The organism is Streptomyces sp. NPDC033216, assembly GCF_055577115.1.
On the sequence record NZ_JBVIQK010000017.1, the window covers coordinates 43,822 to 64,866 of the forward strand.

The 21,045-nt window shown below is 71.6% G+C and carries 18 protein-coding genes and 1 pseudogene; 13 read left to right on the forward strand and 6 right to left on the reverse strand.

Features of this window, described 5'->3' with window-relative positions; all coding sequences use genetic code 11:
• Positions 1-19: 19 nt before the first annotated feature.
• The 6 genes from ACZ5Y0_RS26505 to ACZ5Y0_RS26530 all read right to left on the reverse strand — a co-directional run bounded on the left by ACZ5Y0_RS26505 (position 20) and on the right by ACZ5Y0_RS26530 (position 6,068).
• The gene (locus tag ACZ5Y0_RS26505; RefSeq protein WP_469131188.1) at positions 20-1,009 is read right to left on the reverse strand and encodes a zinc-dependent alcohol dehydrogenase family protein; all 990 of its coding nucleotides are present in this window, start codon (positions 1,007-1,009) and stop codon (positions 20-22) included.
• Positions 1,006-1,848 carry a carbohydrate ABC transporter permease gene (locus ACZ5Y0_RS26510; protein WP_469131189.1) on the reverse strand — a complete coding sequence of 281 codons (843 nt, stop codon included), beginning with the start codon at positions 1,846-1,848 and terminating at the stop codon, positions 1,006-1,008. Before ACZ5Y0_RS26510 ends, ACZ5Y0_RS26505 begins: the two co-directional genes overlap by 4 nt.
• Complete coding sequence (locus ACZ5Y0_RS26515) at positions 1,845-2,783, reverse strand: carbohydrate ABC transporter permease (protein WP_469131190.1); 939 nt, start codon at positions 2,781-2,783, stop codon at positions 1,845-1,847. The genes ACZ5Y0_RS26510 and ACZ5Y0_RS26515 overlap by 4 nt, the downstream gene beginning before the upstream one ends.
• Positions 2,780-4,153 carry an ABC transporter substrate-binding protein gene (locus tag ACZ5Y0_RS26520; protein WP_469131191.1) on the reverse strand — a complete coding sequence of 458 codons (1,374 nt, stop codon included), beginning with the start codon at positions 4,151-4,153 and terminating at the stop codon, positions 2,780-2,782. Before ACZ5Y0_RS26520 ends, ACZ5Y0_RS26515 begins: the two co-directional genes overlap by 4 nt.
• A 79-nt stretch (positions 4,154-4,232) precedes the next feature.
• Positions 4,233-5,048, reverse strand: coding sequence for a DeoR/GlpR family DNA-binding transcription regulator (locus ACZ5Y0_RS26525; RefSeq protein ID WP_469131192.1), 816 nt, complete (start codon positions 5,046-5,048; stop codon positions 4,233-4,235).
• Positions 5,049-5,258: 210 nt separating this feature from the next.
• Positions 5,259-6,068, reverse strand: a complete 810-nt coding sequence (locus ACZ5Y0_RS26530) for an NAD-dependent epimerase/dehydratase family protein (RefSeq protein ID WP_469131193.1) — start codon at positions 6,066-6,068, stop codon at positions 5,259-5,261.
• 250 nt (positions 6,069-6,318) lie between these two features.
• Here ACZ5Y0_RS26530 and ACZ5Y0_RS26535 point away from each other — a divergent pair, with 250 nt between their 5' ends.
• The 13 genes and pseudogenes from ACZ5Y0_RS26535 (at position 6,319) to ACZ5Y0_RS26595 (ending at position 21,034) form a co-directional block, all read left to right on the forward strand.
• Positions 6,319-7,260: a 5-dehydro-4-deoxyglucarate dehydratase gene (locus ACZ5Y0_RS26535; RefSeq protein ID WP_469131194.1), complete on the forward strand. Its 942-nt coding sequence runs from the start codon at positions 6,319-6,321 to the stop codon at positions 7,258-7,260.
• Positions 7,257-8,420, forward strand: coding sequence for a hypothetical protein (locus tag ACZ5Y0_RS26540; protein WP_469131195.1), 1,164 nt, complete (start codon positions 7,257-7,259; stop codon positions 8,418-8,420). The genes ACZ5Y0_RS26535 and ACZ5Y0_RS26540 overlap by 4 nt, the downstream gene beginning before the upstream one ends.
• 295 nt (positions 8,421-8,715) lie before the next feature.
• Positions 8,716-9,465: an MBL fold metallo-hydrolase gene (locus tag ACZ5Y0_RS26545; protein ID WP_469131196.1), complete on the forward strand. Its 750-nt coding sequence runs from the start codon at positions 8,716-8,718 to the stop codon at positions 9,463-9,465.
• A 134-nt stretch (positions 9,466-9,599) separates the two neighbouring features.
• Positions 9,600-10,256 (forward strand): GntR family transcriptional regulator, encoded by a 657-nt coding sequence (locus tag ACZ5Y0_RS26550; protein ID WP_469131197.1) that lies wholly within the window; start codon positions 9,600-9,602, stop codon positions 10,254-10,256.
• On the forward strand, positions 10,253-11,164 hold the full coding sequence (locus ACZ5Y0_RS26555) for a dihydrodipicolinate synthase family protein (protein ID WP_469131198.1): 912 nt from the start codon (positions 10,253-10,255) through the stop codon (positions 11,162-11,164). Before ACZ5Y0_RS26550 ends, ACZ5Y0_RS26555 begins: the two co-directional genes overlap by 4 nt.
• Positions 11,161-12,897 carry an L-arabinonate dehydratase gene (araD, locus tag ACZ5Y0_RS26560; protein ID WP_469131199.1) on the forward strand — a complete coding sequence of 579 codons (1,737 nt, stop codon included), beginning with the start codon at positions 11,161-11,163 and terminating at the stop codon, positions 12,895-12,897. The genes ACZ5Y0_RS26555 and araD overlap by 4 nt, the downstream gene beginning before the upstream one ends.
• A 126-nt stretch (positions 12,898-13,023) precedes the next feature.
• A complete protein-coding gene (locus ACZ5Y0_RS26565) occupies positions 13,024-13,959 on the forward strand; it encodes a carbohydrate ABC transporter permease (protein ID WP_469131200.1) in 936 nt (311 codons plus the stop codon).
• The gene (locus tag ACZ5Y0_RS26570) at positions 13,956-14,858 is read left to right on the forward strand and encodes a carbohydrate ABC transporter permease (protein ID WP_469131201.1); all 903 of its coding nucleotides are present in this window, start codon (positions 13,956-13,958) and stop codon (positions 14,856-14,858) included. Before ACZ5Y0_RS26565 ends, ACZ5Y0_RS26570 begins: the two co-directional genes overlap by 4 nt.
• 11 nt (positions 14,859-14,869) lie before the next feature.
• Positions 14,870-15,379, forward strand: a pseudogene (locus ACZ5Y0_RS26575) (pectate lyase family protein); the annotation flags it as partial.
• Positions 15,380-15,411: 32 nt separating this feature from the next.
• Entirely contained in the window at positions 15,412-16,590 is a 1,179-nt protein-coding gene (locus tag ACZ5Y0_RS26580; protein ID WP_469131293.1) for a Gfo/Idh/MocA family protein, read from the forward strand.
• Positions 16,590-17,441: a DUF6807 domain-containing protein gene (locus ACZ5Y0_RS26585; RefSeq protein ID WP_469131202.1), complete on the forward strand. Its 852-nt coding sequence runs from the start codon at positions 16,590-16,592 to the stop codon at positions 17,439-17,441. Before ACZ5Y0_RS26580 ends, ACZ5Y0_RS26585 begins: the two co-directional genes overlap by 1 nt.
• Positions 17,442-17,470: 29 nt before the next feature.
• A complete protein-coding gene (locus ACZ5Y0_RS26590; RefSeq protein ID WP_469131203.1) occupies positions 17,471-19,015 on the forward strand; it encodes a glycoside hydrolase family 43 protein in 1,545 nt (514 codons plus the stop codon).
• A gap of 33 nt (positions 19,016-19,048) precedes the next feature.
• Complete coding sequence (locus tag ACZ5Y0_RS26595; protein ID WP_469131204.1) at positions 19,049-21,034, forward strand: pectinesterase family protein; 1,986 nt, start codon at positions 19,049-19,051, stop codon at positions 21,032-21,034.
• Positions 21,035-21,045 lie beyond the last annotated feature (11 nt).

Genomic DNA, 21,045 nt, shown 5'->3' on the forward strand with positions numbered 1-21,045 from the left:
TTCGCCATTCGAGGAACCCTTACGGCACCACCACGATCTTGCGGCCCACACCGGCCGCGAACTGGTCCAGGGCCTCGGGGTAGCGGGCCAGGGGCAGGCGGTCGCTGATGAAGACCCCGGGGTCGAGCACACCGTTCGCGAACAGCTCCGCCGCGCGCTCGAAGCTGTGCAGCACCGCCATCGACCCCGTGATGGTGATCTCCTGGTTGTAGACGCGGTACGGATCGATGCTCACCCGCGTCGCGTAGTCGGCCACCCCGAACTGGAGGAACGTACCGGCCTTGGCCACCCGCTCCAGTCCGTCCTGGATCGCCGCCGCGTTCCCGGTGGCGTCCACCACCACGTCCCAGCCCTGAGGCCGCTCCAGCTCGTCCGCGTTCGCCGCCGACCCCGAGACCCCCAGCCGACGGGCGGTCTCCAGCCGGTCCGGGTTGACGTCGACCATGTCCACGCTCGCCGCACCCGTGCGCTTGGCCAGCTCCAGCATCATCAGGCCCATCGTCCCCGAGCCGTAGATCAGCACGTGCGCGCCCAGCCTGGAGCGCAGGACGTCGTAACCGCGCACGGCGCACGACAGGGGCTCCACCAGGGCCGCGTCCTCGGTGCGGACGTGCTCGGGCAGCTTGACGCAGTTCGCCGCCGGCGCCACCGCGTACTGGGCCGCGCCGCCGGCCGTCGTCACGCCGATCGCCGCCCAGCGCTCGCAGAGGTTGTTGTGGCCGGCACGGCAGTAACGGCACTCGTAGCAGTACAGGGACGGGTCGACGGCCACCCGGTCTCCCACCGCCACCTCGGTGACCCGGGTGCCGGTCCCTACCACCGTGCCGGCGAACTCGTGGCCCGGCACCACCGGCAGCTCGGGGGCGAACTCGCCCTGGAGGATGTGCAGATCGGTGCCGCACAGTCCGCAGGCGGCGACCTCGACGACGACCTCGCGGGGACCGGGCGTCGGATCCGGGACCTCGGTGACGACGGCGCGGCCCACGGACTCGATGACGGCGGCCTTCATTTCACTGCTCCCAGGGACAGGCCCTGGACCAGTTTGTCCTGGGCGGCGAACCCCGCGGCGAGCACCGGCAGGGAGACGACGAGCGACGCGGCGCACACCTTGGCCAGGAACAGGCCCTGGCTGGTGATGAACCCGGTCAGGAAGACGGGGGCGGTCTCGGCGACGACCCCCGTGAGGACCCGGGCGAACAGCAGCTCGTTCCAGCTGAAGATGAGGCAGATGAGTGCCGTCGCGGCGATGCCGGGCAGGGCGATCGGGGCCACCACGCGGGTGAGGACGGTGGGCAGACGCGCCCCGTCCACCCGTGCCGCCTCGATGACCGCCACCGGCACCTCGGCGAGGAACGACTGCATCATCCACACCGCGATCGGCAGGTTCATCGAGGTGTGGAGCACGACCAGCAGCCAGATGTTGTCGAGCAGGCCGGTGTTCTTCGCGAAGAGGTAGATCGGCAGCAGCCCCGCCACGGCCGGGAGCATCTTCGTCGACAGGAAGAAGAACAGGACGTCCGTCCACTTGCGCACCGGGCGGATCGAGAGGGCGTAGGCAGCCGGGAGGGCCAGCAGCAGCACCAGCAGGGTGGACGCCACCGAGGCCACCGTCGAGTTGATCAGCGCCGGCCAGGGGCTCGCGCCGCCCCCCGTACCGAAGAACTCGCGGTAGCCGTCCACGGTCAGCGAGGCGGTGAGGGAGGGCGGGTTGGTCGCCGCGTCCTCCTCCGAGTGGAAGGAGGTCAGCGCCATCCACGCGATCGGCAGGAAGAAGACGACGCCGGCCAGCCAGGCCAGCAGGCCGAGGCCGGTGCCCTTGCGCCGGGCCGCTACGGTCGGTGCGCTCATGCGCGCGACACCTCCTCCTGGAACAGGGACGACACCACGCGCAGCGCGAAGGTGGCGATGACGATCGAGCCGACGACCACCAGGACGCCCGCGGCCGAGGCCAGGCCGTTCTCGTGGGCCTGGTAGAAGCTCTGGTACACCGTGTAGGGCAGGTTCGCGGTGCCCAGGCCGCCCGACGTGAGGGTGAAGACCGCGTCGAAGTTCTGCACGATGTGGACGGAGCCGAGCAGGGCGCCCAGTTCGAGGTAGCGGCGCAGATGCGGGAGCGTCAGGTGGCGGAAGATCTGCCAGTCGTTCGCCCCGTCCACCCGCGCGGCCTCCGTCTGCTGCTGGTCCCGGCTCTGTAGACCGGCCAGCAGGATCAGCATCATGAACGGTGTCCACTGCCAGACGAGCGAGGCCTCCACCGCGAGCAGCGGGGTGGCGGAGATCCAGTCGGGCTGCGGGCCGCCGACGTAGTGCAACAGGCCGTTCAGCAGGCCGTACTCGGGGTTGTAGAGGACGTGTTTCCACAGCAGGGCCGCCGCCACCGGGACCACCAGGAAGGGCGCGATGAGCAGGGTGCGGACCACGCCCCGGCCGCGGAACCGCCGGTCCAGGAGCAGGGCGAGGGCCAGGCCCAGGACCAGGCTGGCCAGCACGACCGCGACGGTCAGCAGGACCGTCGTCCACACCGAACGGCGCAGGTCGGCGTCGGTCAGCACGTGCCGGTAGTTGTCGAGGCCGGTGAAGCTGCGGGCGTCGGGGTAGAGGGCGTTCCAGTCGAAGAAGGAGATCACCAGCGTGGCCACGAACGGCAGCTGGGTCACGGCGATCATGAAGATCAGAGCGGGCAGCAGCGGGGCACGGGTGGCCCAGGCGCGCAGCCGGGCGGAGGGCCGGCGCCCGGTCCGTACGGGTGGGGTGGCCACGGGGGCCGCGGTCGTGGCGGTCATCGTCCCTCGTACTCCTCGGAGACGCGCTCGGCCAGCTGCTGGGACTTCCTCAGGGCCGACTCGACGGACTGGCGTCCGGCGATGGCCGCGCTGATCTCCTGGGAGACCTTGGTGCCGAGGTCGGTGAACTCGGGGATGCCGACGAACTGGATGCCGGGCGCGGGCCGCGGCTGCACGCCGGGGTCGTGGGGGCGGGCGCCCTCGATGGCCTCCTTCGTCCTGGCCTGGAAGGCGGACGCCTCGGCGCGGTAGGCGGCGTTGGCGTACGTCGAGGCGCGCTTGCCGGCGGGGACGTTCGACCAGCCGATCCGCTCGCCGACCAGTTCCTCGTACTCCTTGCCGGAGGCCCAGGAGACGAACTGCCAGGCCTTGTCGGCGTTGCGGGAGGCCTTCTGGATGCCCCAGGCCCAGGTGTACAGCCAGCCGGAGGTGTCGGTCTTCTCGACGGGGGCGGGGGCGTAGCCGATCCTTCCCTTGACCGGGGAGTTCGCCGCCTCCAGGGAACCGGCGGCGGAGGTGGCGTCGTACCACATGGCGACCTTGCCCTGGGTCATGTTGTTCAGGCACTCGGCGAAGCCGGACTGGGCGGCGCCGGACTGGCCGTGCTCGCGGACCAGGTCGACGTAGAACTCGGTCGCCCTCTCGAACTCGGGGGAGTCGAGGCGTGCCTTCCAGTCCTTGTCGAACCAGGTGCCGCCGAAGGTGTTGACGACGGTGGTGAGGGGGGCCATGACCTCGCCCCAGCCGGGCAGTCCGCGCAGGCAGATGCCCCTCATGCCGGGCTCGGCCCCGTCGGCCTTCGCGGCGAGATCGGCGACCTGGGTCCACGTGGGGCGCTCCGGCATCGTCAGCCCGGCCTTCGCGAAGACGTCCTTGCGGTACATCAGGAAGGACGACTCGCCGTAGAAGGGCTGGCCGTAGAGCCTGCCGTCGTCGGCGGTGAGCGATGCGCGCATCGGGGCGAGGATGTCCCGCTCGTCGTAGGCCGGGTCTTTCGCGACGTAGGAGTCCATCTCGTGCAGCCAGCCGTTGCGGGCGTAGATCGGTATCTCGTAGTTGGACAGGGACGCCACGTCGTACTGGCCCGCCTGGTTGGCGAAGTCCTGGCTGATCTTGTCGCGGACGTCGTTCTCGGGCAGGACGGTGAAGTTGACCTCGATGCCGGTGTCCTTGGTGAAATGGGCGGCGGTGGGTTTCCGCAGCTCGGTCATCTGGGGGTTGTTGACCATGAGGACGTTGAGGGAATCGCCGCCTGATCCGGCCCCGCCGGCTCCGGCCCAGCAGCCGGAGAGCAACGGGGCGACCAGCGTCCCTGCGACGGCCAGGGCGAGCGGGGCTCGCGGCAGCCGTCGTCGGCTCGGGATTCGCATGGATCACTCCTGGACGTATGGGGAGATAGGGGGCGCGTGAGGGTAGAGGGTGCCCTCGGCGGGGCAGTGGGCCGATTCCTCAGACGCGGATGACCTGTGGACCCAGCAAGGAGTAGCGGTGGGCCTCGGGGGCCGGCAGCAGCGTGCTCGTCACGATCGCCTCCAGCGTGCCGACCTCGGCGAACCGGCAGAAGCCGACCGCGCCGAACTTGGTGTGCACGCCGACGAAGACCGTGCGGCGCGCGGCCCGTACCGCCTGCGCCTTGACCTCTCCGACGGCCGGGTCGGGGGTGGTCAGGCCGTGTTCGCGGGAGATGCCGTTGGCGCCGATGTAGGCGAGGTCGACGACGAAGCCGGCGAGCATCTTCGTCGTCCAGTGGTCCACCGTCGCCAGCGTGCCGGGCCGGACCCGGCCGCCCAGCAGCAGGACGGACACGTTGCCCGCCTCCGCGAGGGCGCCCGCGACCGGAAGGGACGCGGTGACCACGGTCAGCGGCCGGTCGCGGGGCAGCGCCTCGGCGATGAGCTGCGGGGTGAAGCCCTCGTCGACGAAGACCGTCTCGGCGTCCCCGAGGAGTCCGGCCGCCGCTCTGGCGATCCGGCGTTTCTCGGGCACGTGACTGGTGGCGCGGAAGGCGAGGGTCGTCTCGAAACCGGCGCTCTCCACCGGGTAGGCGCCGCCGTGCGTGCGCCGCACCAGACCGTGGTCCTCCAGGACGCGCAGATCCCGCCGTACGGTCTCCTTGGCCACGCCCAGTGCGGTGGCGAGCGCGGCCACGTCGACCGAGCCGGTGGCGCGCGCGGCCCGCACGATCTCCCGCCGGCGCTCCTCCGCCGTCCTCGGGATCAACGCCGTCACCTCGCTTCCTGCCCGTTCGGGCCCGGTGGGGCCCATGGGGGAAGTTCTACAGCGGCGGTCGGGCGGTGACCAGGCCTGTCGCGGGCCCCATCCGGCCCGCCTGTGCCCGTTTCCCGTGGGCGCCGCCCGCCGCGGACCTGCGCGGCCGCGACGCCGGGCGGCGGAACGGGCGGCGCGGGTGCCCGGACACGGCTGCGGGCGGGCCCGTTCGGTGCCCGCCCGCCCCCGTCGTGCTCCGCGCGGGTGTCAGTACGGCCAGATCGGCGGGTCGCTGACGAAGTGGCCGCCGAGGTGGGCGTGCGCGATGTTCTCGGGATCCAGCTCTCCCTGCTCGGCGATCAGCTTCTCGGCGTACGGCTCGGAGTCGTCCTGCGGTTCGTAGCCGAGCGCCCGCGCGCTGGTCAGGTCCCACCACAGCCGGGTGTTGGCGGAGGAGCCGTGGACGACCGTGTGGCCGACGTCCTCGGCGGTGAGGGCGGCGTGGAGGAGGCGGGCGCCGTCGGCCGGGCTCATCCACACCGACAGCATCCGCACACTGGTCGGCTCGGGGAAGCAGGAGCCGATACGCACGGACACGGTCTCCAGGCCGTGCTTGTCCCAGTAGAACTGGGCGAGGTCCTCGCCGAAGGCCTTGGACAGGCCGTAGAAGGTGTCCGGGCGGTGCGGGGTCTCGACGGGGATGAGGGGGTCGTCGCCCCGGGGACGGGGGGTGAAGCCCACCGCGTGGTTGGAGGAGGCGAAGACGATGCGTCGCACGCCCTCCTCACGGGCCGCCTCGTACAGGTGGTAGGTGCCGACGATGTTGGCGTCGAGGATCTTGTCGAAGGGGGCTTCCAGGGAGATGCCCGCCAGGTGGATGATCGCGTCGACGCCCCGCACGGCCTCCCGTACGGCGTCCCGGTCGGCGAGGTCGGCGACGATCGCGTCCGGCTCGCCCTCGATCGGGCGCAGGTCCAGCAGGCGCAGTTCGTAGCCGTACGCGGGGAGCAGGTCGCGCATCAGGGTGCCGAGGCCTCCGGCGGCGCCGGTGAGCAGGACGGTGCGCGGAGCGGGCATCCTCGGGTCTCCTTGGGTCGACGGGTGTGGCGAACGAGGTCCATGGCCGTATGTATGGACGTTATTCACATGCGTGGACACGCTAAGGATGTCCCGACGGTTGCGTCAAGTCTCTCGCGGAGCCGGAGAATCCGCCCTTGTCTGGAGGTTTGCGCGCTTGACCGGGGCTCGATGGCCTTCATAGGGTGAGCTTGTTCATGAATGTGGACATCAATCAGAAGAACGTACGCGTCGTCCCCAGGGAGAGCCCGTGACGCCAGCCCCGCTCGCCGCACGTCTGCGCGTCCCCACCGGACCGCTGTTCTTCCCCGTCACCGCCTACGGCCCCGACGGCTCCCTCGACCTCGACACCTTCCGCGCGCACGTCCGCAGGGGGATCGAGGCCGGGGCGGCGGCGGTCTTCGCCTGCTGCGGCACCGGGGAGTTCCACGCGCTCGCCCCCGAGGAGTTCGAGACGTGCGTGCGCGCGGCGGTGGACGAGACGGCGGGACGCGTGCCCGTCGTCGCGGGCGCCGGCTACGGGACCGCGCTCGCGGTGCGTTACGCGCGCCTGGCCCGGGCCGCGGGCGCGGACGGGCTGCTCGCCATGCCGCCGTACCTGGTCGTCGCCGGCCAGGAGGGACTGCTGCGGCACTACCGGGAGGTGGCCGCCGCGACCCCGCTCCCGGTGATCGTCTACCAGCGCGACAACGCCGTCTTCACCCCCGAGACGGTCGTCGAACTGGCACGCACGGACGGGATCATCGGGCTGAAGGACGGGCTCGGTGACCTCGACCTCATGCAGCGCATCGTCAGTGCCGTCCGCACCGAGACCTCCGGCGACTTCCTCTACTTCAACGGCCTGCCGACCGCCGAACAGACCCAGCTCGCCTACGCCGCCATCGGCGTCACCCTCTACTCGTCCGCCGTGTTCTGCTTCGCCCCCGAGATCGCCCTCGCCTTCCACCGGGCGCTCGCCACCGGCGACGAGGCCACCGCGCACCGCCTGCTGGACGGCTTCTACCGCCCCTTCGTCGAACTGCGCGCGCGGGGCCGCGGCTACGCCGTCTCGCTCGTCAAGGCAGGCGTACGGCTGCGCGGTCTCGACGTGGGCGAGGTGCGGCCTCCGCTGCACGAGCCCGGCGCGGACCACGTCAAGCAGCTCGCGCAGCTGATCGAGCGCGGGTACGCGGTGCTGGAGGAGGGCGAGTGAAGGCGTCGGCGTTCGTCTACCCCTGGGACGTCAACGGCGACCCGCGGGCCCCGGGCCGCATCGCCGCCCTCGGCGTCGGGCAGGTCACCCTGGCCGCCGCCTACCACTCCACCCGCGCGCTGACCCCGCGCCACCCCCGCCATCGCATCGTCACCGCCGAACACGCGGCCGTGCTGTACCCGGTGGACGGCCGCTGGGACGGCCGCGCCCTGCGCCCCTGCCCGGCGGGCGACTGGGCCCCTGGCGACGCCTACGGCGAGGCCGCCGCCGCGCTCACGGAGGCCGGTCTGGAGGTGCACAGCTGGGTCGTCCTCGCGCACAACTCCCGCCTGGGCGCCGAGCACCCGGAGACCTCCGTCGTCAACGCGTACGGCGACCGCTACCCGTGGGCCCCGTGCATCGCGCAGCCCGCCACGCGCGCGTATCTCGTCGACCTGGCCGCCGAGGCCGCGGTACGGCCCGGCACGGCCGGCACCGAACTGGAGTCCCTCGGCTGGTACGGCCTCCAGCATCTGCACGCCCACGACAAGACCGGCGGGGTCGGCCTCGGCGAGGCCGGGCAGTACCTGATGTCGCTCTGCTTCTGCCCCTGGTGCCGGACCGGGTACGACAGCCTGGGCCTGGACGCCGAGGGGCTGGCCGCGGCCGTTCGGACCGCGCTGCACCCGGTGTGGCAGGGGCTGCCGGAGGACGGGGGCTGGGCCGGGGTGGAGAAGCTGCTCGGCGCGGAGCCCGCGGCGGCCACACGGGTGTGGCGTGACGCGACCGCCCGCTCGCTCCAGGAGGCGGCGGTCGCGGCCGTCCGCGCCGCGGCACCCGCGGGCTTCCAGGTACTGCTGCACGCCGACCCGGTGTCCTACCACGTGGGCGCCAACCCGGGCGTCGACCCCGCGCACATCCTGTCCGTCGCCGACGGCGTGGTCGTGCCCTGCACGGGCGGCCCCGCCCTGCTGACACCCTTCGCCGAACAGCGCCGCGAGGCGGCCGTGATCGCGGCCAACCTCACCGTCGTCTCCGGCATGGGCGGCAGTCCCGGCACGCTCGGCACGGACGCGGCACGCGCGCGTGAACTGGGCGCCACGGAGATCCGGCTCTATCACGCGGGGCTGGCGTCGGACGCCGACCTGGAGGCGGTCCGCGAGGGACTCGGGGCGCTCTGAGCCGTCAGGACCCCGGATCCGGCGTCGAGCCGGCCCCGCCGCGCCGCTTCCTTGCCGTGCTCGTCCACATGGTCCCCCTCCTCGGCATGTGCCTCCCGCGCGCACTGCGCGCACCGCACCGGCGCCGCCCGCCCCGGCGGGAGGGGGACTACGGACGGCGGAGCTCTTCCGGCGGGCGGAAAGACATCGCACGTCGCCCCGCGATGATGCGGCGCCGCCCCGCCGGTCTCTCCTTCCGGCACGGACGGACGAAATCCGGGCGCGGTGCGCCGACGGCGGTCCGTATTCTTCCCCCATGCCTCTGACCCTCACCGTCCTCGGTACCGCCTCTCCGCACCCCGGGCCGGGGCGGCCCTGTTCCGGGTACCTGGTGCGGGGCGGGGATGCCGAGGTGTGGGTGGACGCGGGGCCCGGGACCTTCGCGGAGTTGCGCAGGCACACCGATCCGCGTCGGCTCGCCGCGATCTGGATCTCCCATCTGCACGCCGATCACAGCGCCGATCTCCTCGCCGCCGCCTACGCCTTCGCCTACGGCGGCATGACTCCGCCGGTTCCGGTCCCGGTGTACGCGCCGCGCGACTGCGCCCGCCGCCTGGCGGGCTTCCTCGGGCGGCCGGACCCACGGTTCCTGGACGGAATCCTCGATTTCAGGCCGCTGTACGACGGTCACACCGTCCGGCACCGGAACCTGCGGCTCACCTCCCGCGCGGTGGTCCACGACACCGAGGCGTACGGGCTGCGTGCGGAGTGCCGGGGCAGCGTCCTCGCCTACTCGGGGGACAGCGGACCGTGCGACGCCCTCACCGAACTCGCGCGGGGCGCGGACCTGTTCCTGTGCGAGGCCGACATCGACGCACATCGCGAAGGCGAACAGCGCGTGCACCTCACCCCGGAGGACGCGGGAGCCTGCGCGAAGGGCGCGCGGGAACTGCTCATCACCCACGTGGGACCCACGCTCACCCGTGAGGCCGCGGCCGGCCGCGCCGCCCTGGTCTTCGGCGGACGGACCGCCGCCGCGCGCGAGGGCGACACGGTCACGATCTGAGAAGCGGTCTCCGCTTCCTTTGTCAGAGGCATTGACGAAACACAGGGCCCCTCCTACGTTCATCCCGTCGTACTTCGTACGTCATATATGAGACGCGATACGCGAGATCAGATACGCGACACCGAGAGGCGCGCATGACCTCTGTGCCCACGCCGATCCCCTCCCGCACGCAGTACGTGCTGGAGGAGATCAAACGCCGCATCCTCACCGGGCGGCTTTCGCCAGGTCAGGCGCTGGTGGAGACCGAGCTGGCCGCGCAGTTCGGGGTCTCCAAGACCCCGGTGCGCGAGGCGCTCAAGACCCTGGCCGGTACCGGACTGGTCGTCATGAGCCAGTACAAGGGCGTCACGGTGCGCATGGTGGACGCGGACATGGCGCGCGAGGTATACGACGTGCGACTGCTCCTCGAACCCGAGGCGCTGAAGCGGGCCGTGAGGCGCGGCGCCTCCCTGGACGCCGCCCGCGCGGCGCTGACCATGGCCGACGAGGCGACCGACACCGCCGAACGCTCCCTGGCCAACCGGGAGTTCCACCGCGCCCTGTATCTGCCGTGCGGCAACCCGCTGCTGGGCCGGATGCTCGACGAGGTCCGTGACCAGGCCGCCCTGGTCTCGGCCGTCGCCTGGGCCGCCTCGCCCTCGTGGGAACGGGAGGCGGGCGAGCACCGCGAGATCCTGCGGCTCGCCCTGGACGGCGACGCCGACGGCGCTGCCCGCGCCCTGCACGCCCACATCGCGTCGTTCGTGCGCAGAGCGTTCCCCGACGCCCAGGCAGAGGAAGGTCAGGAATGAGCAGCGTGGCGTTCGAGACCCAACGTGCGGCGCTGGCCGACGTCGTGGCCATCCCGGTGACCCCCTACGCCGAGGACGGCTCCGTCGACCAGGACGTCCACCGGGCTCTGTCGCGCCGTCTGCTCGACGCCGGGATCAGGACCCTCACCCCCAACGGCAACACCGGCGAGTTCTACGCCCTCACCCCCGAGGAGCGCCGTCTCGTCACGGAGTTGACGATCGACGAGAGCGCGGACCGCGCGGTGATCCTGGTCGGCGTCGGACACGACGTGCCCACCGCCGTCGCCTCCGCCCGGCACGCCCGTGAGCTGGGCGCGGGGATGGTGATGGTCCACCAGCCCGTCCACCCCTATGTCTCGCAGAGCGGCTGGGTCGACTACCACCGTGCCATCGCCGAGTCGGTGCCCGAGCTGGGTGTCGTCCCCTACATCCGCAACGCGCAGCTCGCCGGCGCCCGCCTCGCCGAACTCGCCGACGTCTGCCCGAACGTGATCGGCGTGAAGTACGCCGTCCCCGACGCCGCCCGCTTCGCCGCGTTCGCCCGTGACGCGGGGCTGGAACGGTTCGTCTGGGTGGCCGGGCTCGCCGAACCGTACGCCCCCTCCTACTTCTCCGCGGGGGCCACCGGCTTCACCTCGGGGCTGGTGAACGTCGCCCCGGCCGTCTCCCTGAACATGATCGAGGCGCTCCGGTCCGGCGACTACCCGGCCGCGATGAAGGTCTGGGAGCAGATCCGCCGCTTCGAGGAGCTGCGTGCGGCCAACGGCTCCGCCAACAACGTCACCGTCGTCAAGGAGGCCCTCGCCTCCCTCGGACTGTGCCGCCGCGAGGTCCGCCCGCCGAGCCGTCCGCTGCCCGAGGCGGAGCGCGCCGAGGTCGCCGCCATCGCCGCGGGGTGGTCCATATGACCGAGCCCGTCCGCAGGCGCCCGGAGGACCTGCGCAGCCACCAGTGGTACGGCACGGACGGCCTGCGTTCCTTCAGCCACCGCGCCCGCACCCGCCAGCTCGGCTACCTCCCCGAGGAGCACCTCGGCAAGCCGGTCGTCGCGATCCTCAACACCTGGTCGGACATCAACCCCTGCCATGTGCACCTGCGTGACCGGGCGCAGGCGGTCAAGCGGGGCGTGTGGCAGGCGGGCGGTTTCCCGCTGGAGTTCCCGGTCTCCACCCTGAGCGAGACATTCCAGAAGCCGACCCCCATGCTCTACCGCAACCTGCTGGCGATGGAGACCGAGGAGCTGCTGCGGTCGTACCCGGTGGACGGAGCCGTCCTGATGGGCGGCTGTGACAAGACCACCCCCGCCCTCCTCATGGGCGCCGCCAGCGTCGACCTGCCGGCGGTCTTCGTGCCGGCCGGCCCGATGCTGCCGGGTCACTGGCGCGACGAGGTCCTCGGCTCCGGCACCGACATGTGGAAGTACTGGGACGACAAGCGGGCCGGCCTGATCGGCGACTGCGAGATGGCCGAGCTGGAGAACGGACTCGCCCGCTCGCCCGGTCACTGCATGACGATGGGTACGGCCTCCACGCTGACGGCGGCCGCCGAGGCGCTCGGTGTCACCGTCCCCGGTGCCTCCAGCATCCCGGCGGTGGACTCCGGGCACGACCGGATGGCGGCCAGGGCCGGCATGACGATCGTCGACCTGGTCCACCGGGACCGCAGGCTGTCGGGCATCCTCACGCGCGACGCCTTCGAGGACGCGGTGACGACCGTCCTCGGCCTCGGCGGCTCCACCAACGCGGTCATCCACCTGATCGCCATGGCGGGCCGGGCGGGTGTCGCCCTCACGCTGGACGACTTCGACCGCATCGCCCGCACGGTGCCGGTGCTCGCCAACGTGCGGCCCGGCGGACAGACCTACCTGATGGAGGACTTCCACTTCGCCGGCGGGCTGCCCGGGTTCCTCTCCCGGATCCCCGACCTGCTCCACCTGGAGCGGCCGACCGTGTCGTACGACACGATGCGCGAGCAGCTCACCGGTGCGCGGGTGCACAACGACGACGTCATCCGGCTCCGGGACGACCCGGTCGCCGACGAGGGCGGGGTCGCCGTCCTGCGCGGCAACCTCTGCCCGGACGGCGCGGTCATCAAGCACATCTCCGCCGAGCCGCACCTGCTCAAGCACACCGGCCCCGCGGTCGTCTTCGACGACTACCGGACCATGCAGCGCACCATCAACGACCCGGGCCTCGGCATCACCGCCGACAGTGTCCTGGTCCTGCGCAACGCCGGCCCGAAGGGCGGGCCGGGCATGCCGGAGTACGGCATGCTGCCCATCCCCGACCACCTGCTCCGGCAGGGCGTGCGGGACATGGTCCGTATCTCCGACGCCCGGATGAGCGGGACGAGTTACGGCGCCTGCGTGCTGCACGTGGCGCCCGAGTCGTACGTCGGCGGACCCCTCGCCCTGGTTCGTACGGGCGACTCGATCACCCTCGACGTCGAGGCCCGTGCCCTTCAGCTCAACGTGGACGACGAGGAGTTGGAGCGGCGCCGGGCCGAGTGGACGCCACCGCCCAACCGGTTCGAGCGGGGCTACGGCGCGCTCTACAACCAACAGATCACCCAGGCCGACACCGGCTGCGACTTCGAGTTCCTGGCCCGCCCGGGCACCGTGCGGGACCCGTACGCGGGCTGACCCGCACAGCAGAACCACCCCGCAGACCCCTGCCCGGGGAGAAAGCGCTTCCTGTACGACGCGGGCAAGACCCGAGCACCACGCCAGCACGACGTACGACGACGTACCCAGAAACGGAGAACAGTCATGGCCCAAGCCGCAGCCGTGGCGAAACCGCCCGCGCAAGCCCGGCGGCGCCGTGCCTCCGCCACGCCGCGCAGGCTGCCGTACCTGCTGATCGCGCCGGCGGCCCTGCTCATGCTGGGCTTCATCGCCTACCCGGTCATCAGCGTCTTCTACTACAGCCTTCAGAACTACAACCCCACCAAACCGTGGCGCAACGGCTACGCGGGCTTCGACAACTTCGTCCACGCCTTCACCGACGACCCGGTGTTCTGGGACACGCTGACCTTCAGCGCCAAGTGGGTCTTCGTCGAGGTCGGGCTCCAGCTGCTGTTCGGCCTGGCACTGGCACTCATCGTCAACCAGACCTTCGTTGGCCGCTCGCTCGGCCGCGCCCTGGTCTTCTCCCCGTGGGCCGTCTCCGGCGTGCTGACCTCCGCGATCTGGGTGCTGCTCTACAACTCCCAGACCGGCATCACCCGCTACCTCGCGGACCTGGGCATCGGCAGCTACGGCACCAGCTGGCTGTCGGACACCTCCACGGTGTTCCCGGCCGCGATCGTCGCCGACCTGTGGCGCGGTGTCCCCTTCTTCGCGATCCTCATCCTCGCCGACCTCCAGTCCGTGTCGAAGGACCTGTACGAGGCGGCCGAGGTCGACGGTGCCGGCAAGATCAAGCAGTTCTGGCACATCACACTGCCCCATCTGAAGGACGCGATCGTCCTGTCCACGCTGCTGCGCGCGGTGTGGGAGTTCAACAACGTCGACCTGCTGTACACGCTGACCGGCGGCGGACCCGCGGGCGAGACCACGACGCTCCCCCTCTACATCGCCAACACCTCCGTGGACGCCCACAACTTCGGCTACGCGTCCGCGCTGACCACCGTCGCGTTCGTGATCCTGCTCTTCTGCTCGATGGTCTATCTGCGGCTGAGCAAGTTCGGAAGTGAGGCCAAGTGATCACCAAGGAGGCCACCGAGGTGGCGCCCACGCCCGTGAGCGCCCCCACCGGGTCCGAGCAGCGCCCGCGCCGCGGCGAGAACCGCGCCTGGGACGAGGCCCCGCGCTGGCAGATCTATCTGCCCCTGTCGATCTACCTCGTCTTCACGCTGATCCCCTTCTACTGGATCCTGCTGTTCGCGCTGCGCCCGGCCGGCTCCACCTCACTCGTGCCCTGGCCGATCACCTTCGACCACTTCGAGAAGGTCTGGACGGACCGAAGCTTCGGCACCTACTTCCAGAACAGCCTGCTCGTCGGCGTCGCCACGCTGCTGATGACGACCCTCGTCGCACTGGCCGGCGGCTACGCCCTGGCCCGCTTCGACTTCAAGGTCAAGCGCGCCTTCATGCTGGCCCTGCTCTGTTCCCAGTTCGTGCCCGGCGCGCTGCTCCTGGTCCCGCTGTTCGAGATCTTCGCCGAACTCCAGATGATCAACTCGCTGACCAGTGTGATCATCGCAGAGACGGTGTTCCAGCTGCCGCTGTCGATGATCCTGATCAGCAACTTCATCAAGAACGTGCCGTACTCCCTGGAGGAGGCGGCCTGGGTCGACGGCTGCAACCGCCTGACGGCCTTCCGCATCGTCGTGCTGCCGCTGCTGCGGCCCGGCCTGATCGCCGTCGGTTCCTTCGCCTTCGTGCACTCCTGGAACCACTTCCTGTTCGCCCTGATGTTCCTCAACAACCAGGGCAAGCAGACGATCCCGGTCGGCCTCAACACCCTGATGAGCGCGGACAGCGTCGACCTCGGCGCGCTCGCCGCCGGCGGCATCATCGCGGCCGTCCCGGTGGTGCTGGTGTTCGCCTTCATCCAGAAGTGGCTGATCACCGGTTTCAGCGCGGGGGCGGTGAAGGGATGAGACTCCGTCACATCACCGTCTCCTGGAGCCGGTTCACCGGCCACGACAAGGCGATCCTCATCGGCAACGGCGACACCGTCGCGGGCGACCGCGGCAGGCTGCGGGTCACCCTGCACCACAACGCGTTCGAGTCCATCGTCCAGCGCGCGCCCCGTGTCCGCTTCGGACAGGTGCACCTCTACAACAACCGGTACGAGGTCACCGACGGCCACCGGTACTCCCTCGGCGTGTCGACCGAGTCCGGCATCCACGCCGAGAACAACGCCTTCCACGCCCCCGGCCACATCGAGGTCGCCGACCTGGTCAAGAGCTGGAACGGCACCGCCCTGCACCAGACCGGCACCCTGTTCAACGGGTACCCCGTCGACCTCCTCGCGATCCACAACGCCTACAACGGCGGCAGCGAACGCGACCTCACGGCGGACGTCGGCTGGACACCTACCCTGCACACAGAGATCGACAGCGCCGCGGCGGCCGACCGCGAGGTGGCACGCGGCGCGGGCGCAGGGAGGATCCCGTGAACACCCCCGAACCGGTGAACACCCCCGGACCGATGAGCACCGGCGCCCCCGCGAGCACCGGCCTCCCCGTCGTCCTCGCCGGCGCGCGAGGCCACGGCCGCTGGCACCTGGACAACATCCGCCGGCTCCAGGACCAGGGCATCGTCCACCTCGCGGGCATCTGCGAGCTGACGCCGCTCACCCCCAACGAGATCCCGGAGGGCCTCGGCGCGCCCGAGCAGTCCGCCGACTTCGGCGCGCTGCTGGACTCCACCGGCGCCCGGATCGCCGTCGTCTGCACCCCGATCCCCACCCACACCGACCTGGCCCTGACCGCGGCCCGCAAGGGCGTGCACCTGCTGCTGGAGAAGCCGCCGGCGCCGTCGTACGCGGAGTTCCGCCGGATGGCCGACGGCGTCGCCGAGGCGGGCGTCGTCTGCCAGATCGGTTTCCAGTCGCTGGGCTCGCACGCCGTGCCCGCGGTCCGCCGGATGATCGGCGACGGGGTGATCGGCGAGGTCGCCGGGGTCGGCGGAGCCGGCGCCTGGGCGCGCCCGGAGGCCTACTTCCGGCGCGCGCCCTGGGCCGGGAAGCGGCGGCTGAACGGCGTCGACGTGATCGACGGCGCCCTCACCAACCCGCTCGCCCACGCCGTCGCCACCGCCCTCGCGCTGGCCGGCGTCACCCGCGCCGAGGACGTCACCGGCATCGAGACGGAGCTGGCGCACGCCAACGCCATCGAGTCCGACGACACCTCCTGCGTCCGGGTGACCACCGCCGCCGGACGCCCGGTCGTCGTCGCCGCCACCCTGTGCGCCGAGGACCCCGGCGACCCGTACGTCGTCGTCCACGGCAGCCAGGGCCGGATCACCTTCTGGTACAAGCAGGACCGCGTCCTGCTCCAGCGCGCCGGCCACGGCCCCGAGGAGTTCGAGTACGGCCGCACCGACCTGTTGGAGAACCTCGTCGAGCACCTCGCCCACGGCGCCGACCTGCTGGTCCCGCCGGCCGCCACCGAGGCGTTCATGCGGGTCGTCGAGGCGATCCGGGTCGCCCCCGACCCGCTCGAGCTGCCCGACGAGGCCTGGCACCGGCTTCCCGGCGAGGACCGCCGGGTCGTCCCCGGTGTCGACGATCTGGTCGCGTCCGCCGCCGACACCCTCGCCCTCTTCTCCGAACTGGGCGCCGCCTGGGCGTCCCCGACCGCGCATCCGAAAGAGGTGAGCACCTGATGGCACAGGCACCCGACGCCCCCGTCGCGCTGCGTGTCGCGGGCCGCCCGGTCGGCCGCTACGTCACCCGGCCCGAGCTGCCCGCCCGGCTCTCCCCGCGCCCCTTCCTGCACCCTGTCACCACCCTGGCCGGTACGGCGGTCACCGAACTGAGCCCCGCCGACCACACCCACCACCTCGGCGTCGGTGTCGCCGTTCCCGACGTCGAGGGACACAACTTCTGGGGCGGCCGCACCTACGTCCGCGACCAGGGTCCGACCGAACTCGACAACCACGGCACCCAGCGGCACACCGGCTTCGCACTGTGCGACCCCGACGGGTTCGTGGAGGAGCTTCGCTGGACGGCCGCCGGAACCGAGCTGCTGCGCGAGCGCCGTACGGTCGCGGCCACCGCACTCACCGGCACCGCCTGGGCGCTGGACTTCACCTTCTCCCTCACCAACGCCAGCGCGGACCCGGTGACCATCGGCAGCCCGGCGACGAACGGGCGCCCCGGCGCGGCCTACGGCGGCTTCTTCTGGCGTGCCCGCAAGGAGGACCGTGCCCCCGACGTGTTCACCGCCGACGCCGAGGGCGAGGCGGAGGTGCACGGCGGGCGCGCCGACTGGCTCGCTCTGACCGGCACCGGATGGAGCCTGGTGTTCGCGGGCGCCACGGACGCCACCCGTCGCGACCCCTGGTTCGTGCGTACCACCGAGTACCCGGGCGTCGGTTCCTCGCTCGCGTCCGCCGAGCGGCTCACGATCGCGCCGGGCGACACCGCCGTGCGCCGCGTCGTCACCGTCGTCGCCGACGGCCGTCTCGGCCGCGACGAGGCGGCCACCCTCGTCCGGAAGGCGGTCACCCAGTGACACCAGGCGGAGCAGCGACCGACGAAGCAGTGACCGAGGAAACGTACGAGAACCCGATCCTGGACGCCGACTGGTCCGACCCGGACGTGGTGCGCGTCGGCGACGACTTCTACCTCACCGCCTCCAGCTTCGGGCGCGCCCCCGGCCTGCCGCTGCTGCACTCACGCGACCTGGTCAACTGGACCCTGGTCGGGCACGCCCTCGAACGCCTGGAACCGGTGGCGGAGTTCCGGTCCCCTCGGCACGACTGCGGGGTCTGGGCGCCCTCGCTGCGCCACCACGACGACCGCTTCTGGATCTTCTGGGGCGATCCCGACCAGGGCATATTCCAGGTCAACGCTCCCGAGATCAGAGGCCCCTGGACGCGTCCGCACCTGGTGAAGGGGGGCAAGGGCCTGATCGACCCCTGCCCCCTGTGGGACGAGGAGACCGGCGAGGCCTACCTGGTCCACGCCTGGGCGAAGTCCCGCTCCGGGGTGAAGAACCGCCTCACCGGCCACCGCATGCACCCCGACGGCACCTCGCTCCTCGACGACGGCAAGCTGATCGTCGACGGGGACCGCATCCCCGGCTGGTTCACCCTCGAGGGTCCCAAGCTGTACAAGCACGACGGCTGGTTCTGGATCCTCGCCCCGGCCGGGGGAGTGGACACCGGCTGGCAGGGCGCCTTCCGCGCCCGGGACTTCTTCGGCCCCTACGAGGAGAAGATCGTCCTGGAGCAGAAGGACACCGACGTCAACGGCCCCCACCAGGGCGGCTGGGTGCGCACCCCGTCGGGGGAGGACTGGTTCCTGCACTTCCAGCAGCGCGGCGCCTACGGCAGGGTCGTGCACCTCCAGCCCATGCGCTGGGGTGATGAGGGCACTTCCCGCTCGGGCGAAGCCGGGAGCGGGGGAGGCTGGCCGGTGATCGGAGACCAGGGTGCTCCCGTCGCCGTGCACCGCAGGCCCGATCTGCCGCCGCAGCCGGCCGCGGCGCCCGCCACCGACGACGACTTCCCCGGCGGGCGCTTCGGAAGGCAATGGCAGTGGACGGCCAACCCGCAGGACGGCTGGGCCACCCAGCACGCCGGCGACGGACTGCGCCTCGCCTGCGTCCGCACGGCCGACGCGCACGACCTGCGCAAGCTGCCCCACGTGCTCACCCAGCGGCTGCCCGGTATCCCGTCGGCCGTCGAGGTGGAGCTGGAGCTGCACGGTGAGGAGCCCGGCGCGCGGGCCGGACTCGCGGTGCTCGGGGACGCCTTCGCCTGGATCGGACTGCAACGCGGCACCGACGGCACGGTCCACCTCGTGCACCGCTTCGCCGAGGCCGTCGCCGAGGGGGAACGGGACGCCGCCCACCCACGGCCCGCCCCGCACGGCAGGGTCCGCCTGCGCGTCGAGATCGGTGCCGGCGCCCGCTGCCGTTTCGCCCACGACCTCGGCGACGGCCCGCGGTACTCGGGCCCCGTCTTCGCCGCCACCCCCTGGCGCTGGGTCGGCGCACTGCTCGGCCTGTTCGCCCTCGCCCCCGACGGGCCGGGAAGGGCCGGGGCGGCCACGTTCACCCGCTTCAGGATCAGCACCCTCTAACCCACCCCCGTCATGAGCCTGTTGGGAGCCGCAATGACGCACTTCCCTAGCAAGCGCTTGTCGAGACCCGGCGTCGTCCTGGCCGCCGTGTCCGGCCTGGTCGCCGCGCTGGGCCTCGGCGCGGTCGGCGAGGCGCACTCCGCGTCGGCCACGGCCACGGCCACCGCCGCCGAGCCCCGCTGGTCCGACCGGGCCCACGGCTTCGCCTCCCTGGCCGGAGGCACCACCGGCGGGGCCGGCGGCAAGGTCGTCACGGTCACCGACCAGGCCTCCCTCGCCGCGTACGCCGCGGCGGAGGAGCCGTACGTCATCCGGATCGCCGGATCGATCGCGGTCGATCCGTTCGGCGCGGACATCGCCGTCGCCTCCGACAAGACACTGATCGGCGTCGGTGACACCGGCGAGGTCGTGCACGGGGAACTGCACCTGGCTCCCGGCACCCACAACGTGATCATCCGCAACCTGACGATCCGCGACTCCGCGGTCGAGGGCGACTGGGACTGCAAGGACACCGACTTCGACGGCATCCAGATGGACACCGTCGACCACGTGTGGGTGGACCACAACCGCTTCTCGAACATCTGCGACGGACAGCTCGACGTCCGCAAGGACAGCGAGTACATCACCGTCTCCTACAACCGGTTCGAGAACAACAACAAGACGTTCGGACTCGGCTGGACCACCGACGTCAGGACGCAGATCACCGTCGACCACAACCTGTTCGCCAACACCAAACAGCGCAACCCGTCCGTCGACAACGCCGCCTACGCCCACCTCTACAACAACTACCTGACGGCGCAGGCCGATCCGGGCGACCCGGTGTGGACGTACGGGAACTGGTCACGGGGCCGGACGAGGATGGTCATCGAGAACAGCTACTACCGGGACGTCCAGCACCCCTACCAGGCGGACGCCACCGCCCAGTTGGTGCAGCGCGGGTCGATCCTGAGGAACACCTCGGGCCGGCACGACGAGTGGGGCGCCGCCTTCGAGCCGCGTGGCTTCTACGCCTACCGGCTGGACCCGGCGGCGGCCGTGCCCGCGCTGGTCACGAGGTTCTCCGGACCGCAGAAGCGGGTCGGCGGCGCGGTGACGCTCCGCGTGCCGGGTGACTACCCGACCGTCCAGGCGGCCGTGGACGCCGTGCCCGAGGGCAACTCCGTCCCCGTCACCGTCGCCGTCGCTCCGGGCACCTACCGCGAGAAGGTGTTCATCCCGGCGGGCAGGCCGAACATCTTGTTGCAGGGCACTGGACAGGACCGCTCCGACACCGTCATCGTCTACGACACGCCTGCGGCGTACGGGGGTTCGACGGGCAGCGCCACGGTCCGGATCGCGGCCCACGACGTCACCGCCCGTCACCTCACGTTCAGCAACGACTTCGACGAGGCCGCGCACGAGCTGAACGGCGAGCAGGCGCTGGCGGTGAAGACGACCGGCGACCGGATCGTCTTCGAGGACACGGCCTTCCTGGGCAACCAGGACACGCTGATGACGGACAGCCCCAAGCTGGACGTGACCAGCCGGGTCTACATCCGTGACTCCTACATCGAGGGCGACGTCGACTTCGTCTACGGACGGGCGACCACCGTCGTCGAGCGGTCCGTGATCCGGGCCCTCAGCCGCGGGTCGGACACCAACAACGGCTACATCACGGCCGCCTCCACCTGGACGGGCAACCCGTACGGGTTCCTGATCACCGGGTCCAGGATCGTGAGCGACGCGCCGGCCGGGACCTTCCACCTCGGACGGCCCTGGCACCCGGGCGGTGAACCCGCCGCGGTCGCCCAGGTGTTGATCCGCGACACCGCGCTGCCCGCCGCGGTCAAGGCCGCCCCGTGGACCGACATGAGCGGCTTCTCGTGGCGGGACGCGCGGTTCGCCGAGTACCGGAACCACGGACCGGGTGCGGCGGTGACCGCGGACCGGCCGCAGATGAGCGACACCGAGGCGCGGACACACACCGTCGCCGACTACCTCAGGGGCACCGACGACTGGGCTCCCCACGCCCGCCGCTGACCTCGCGCCCC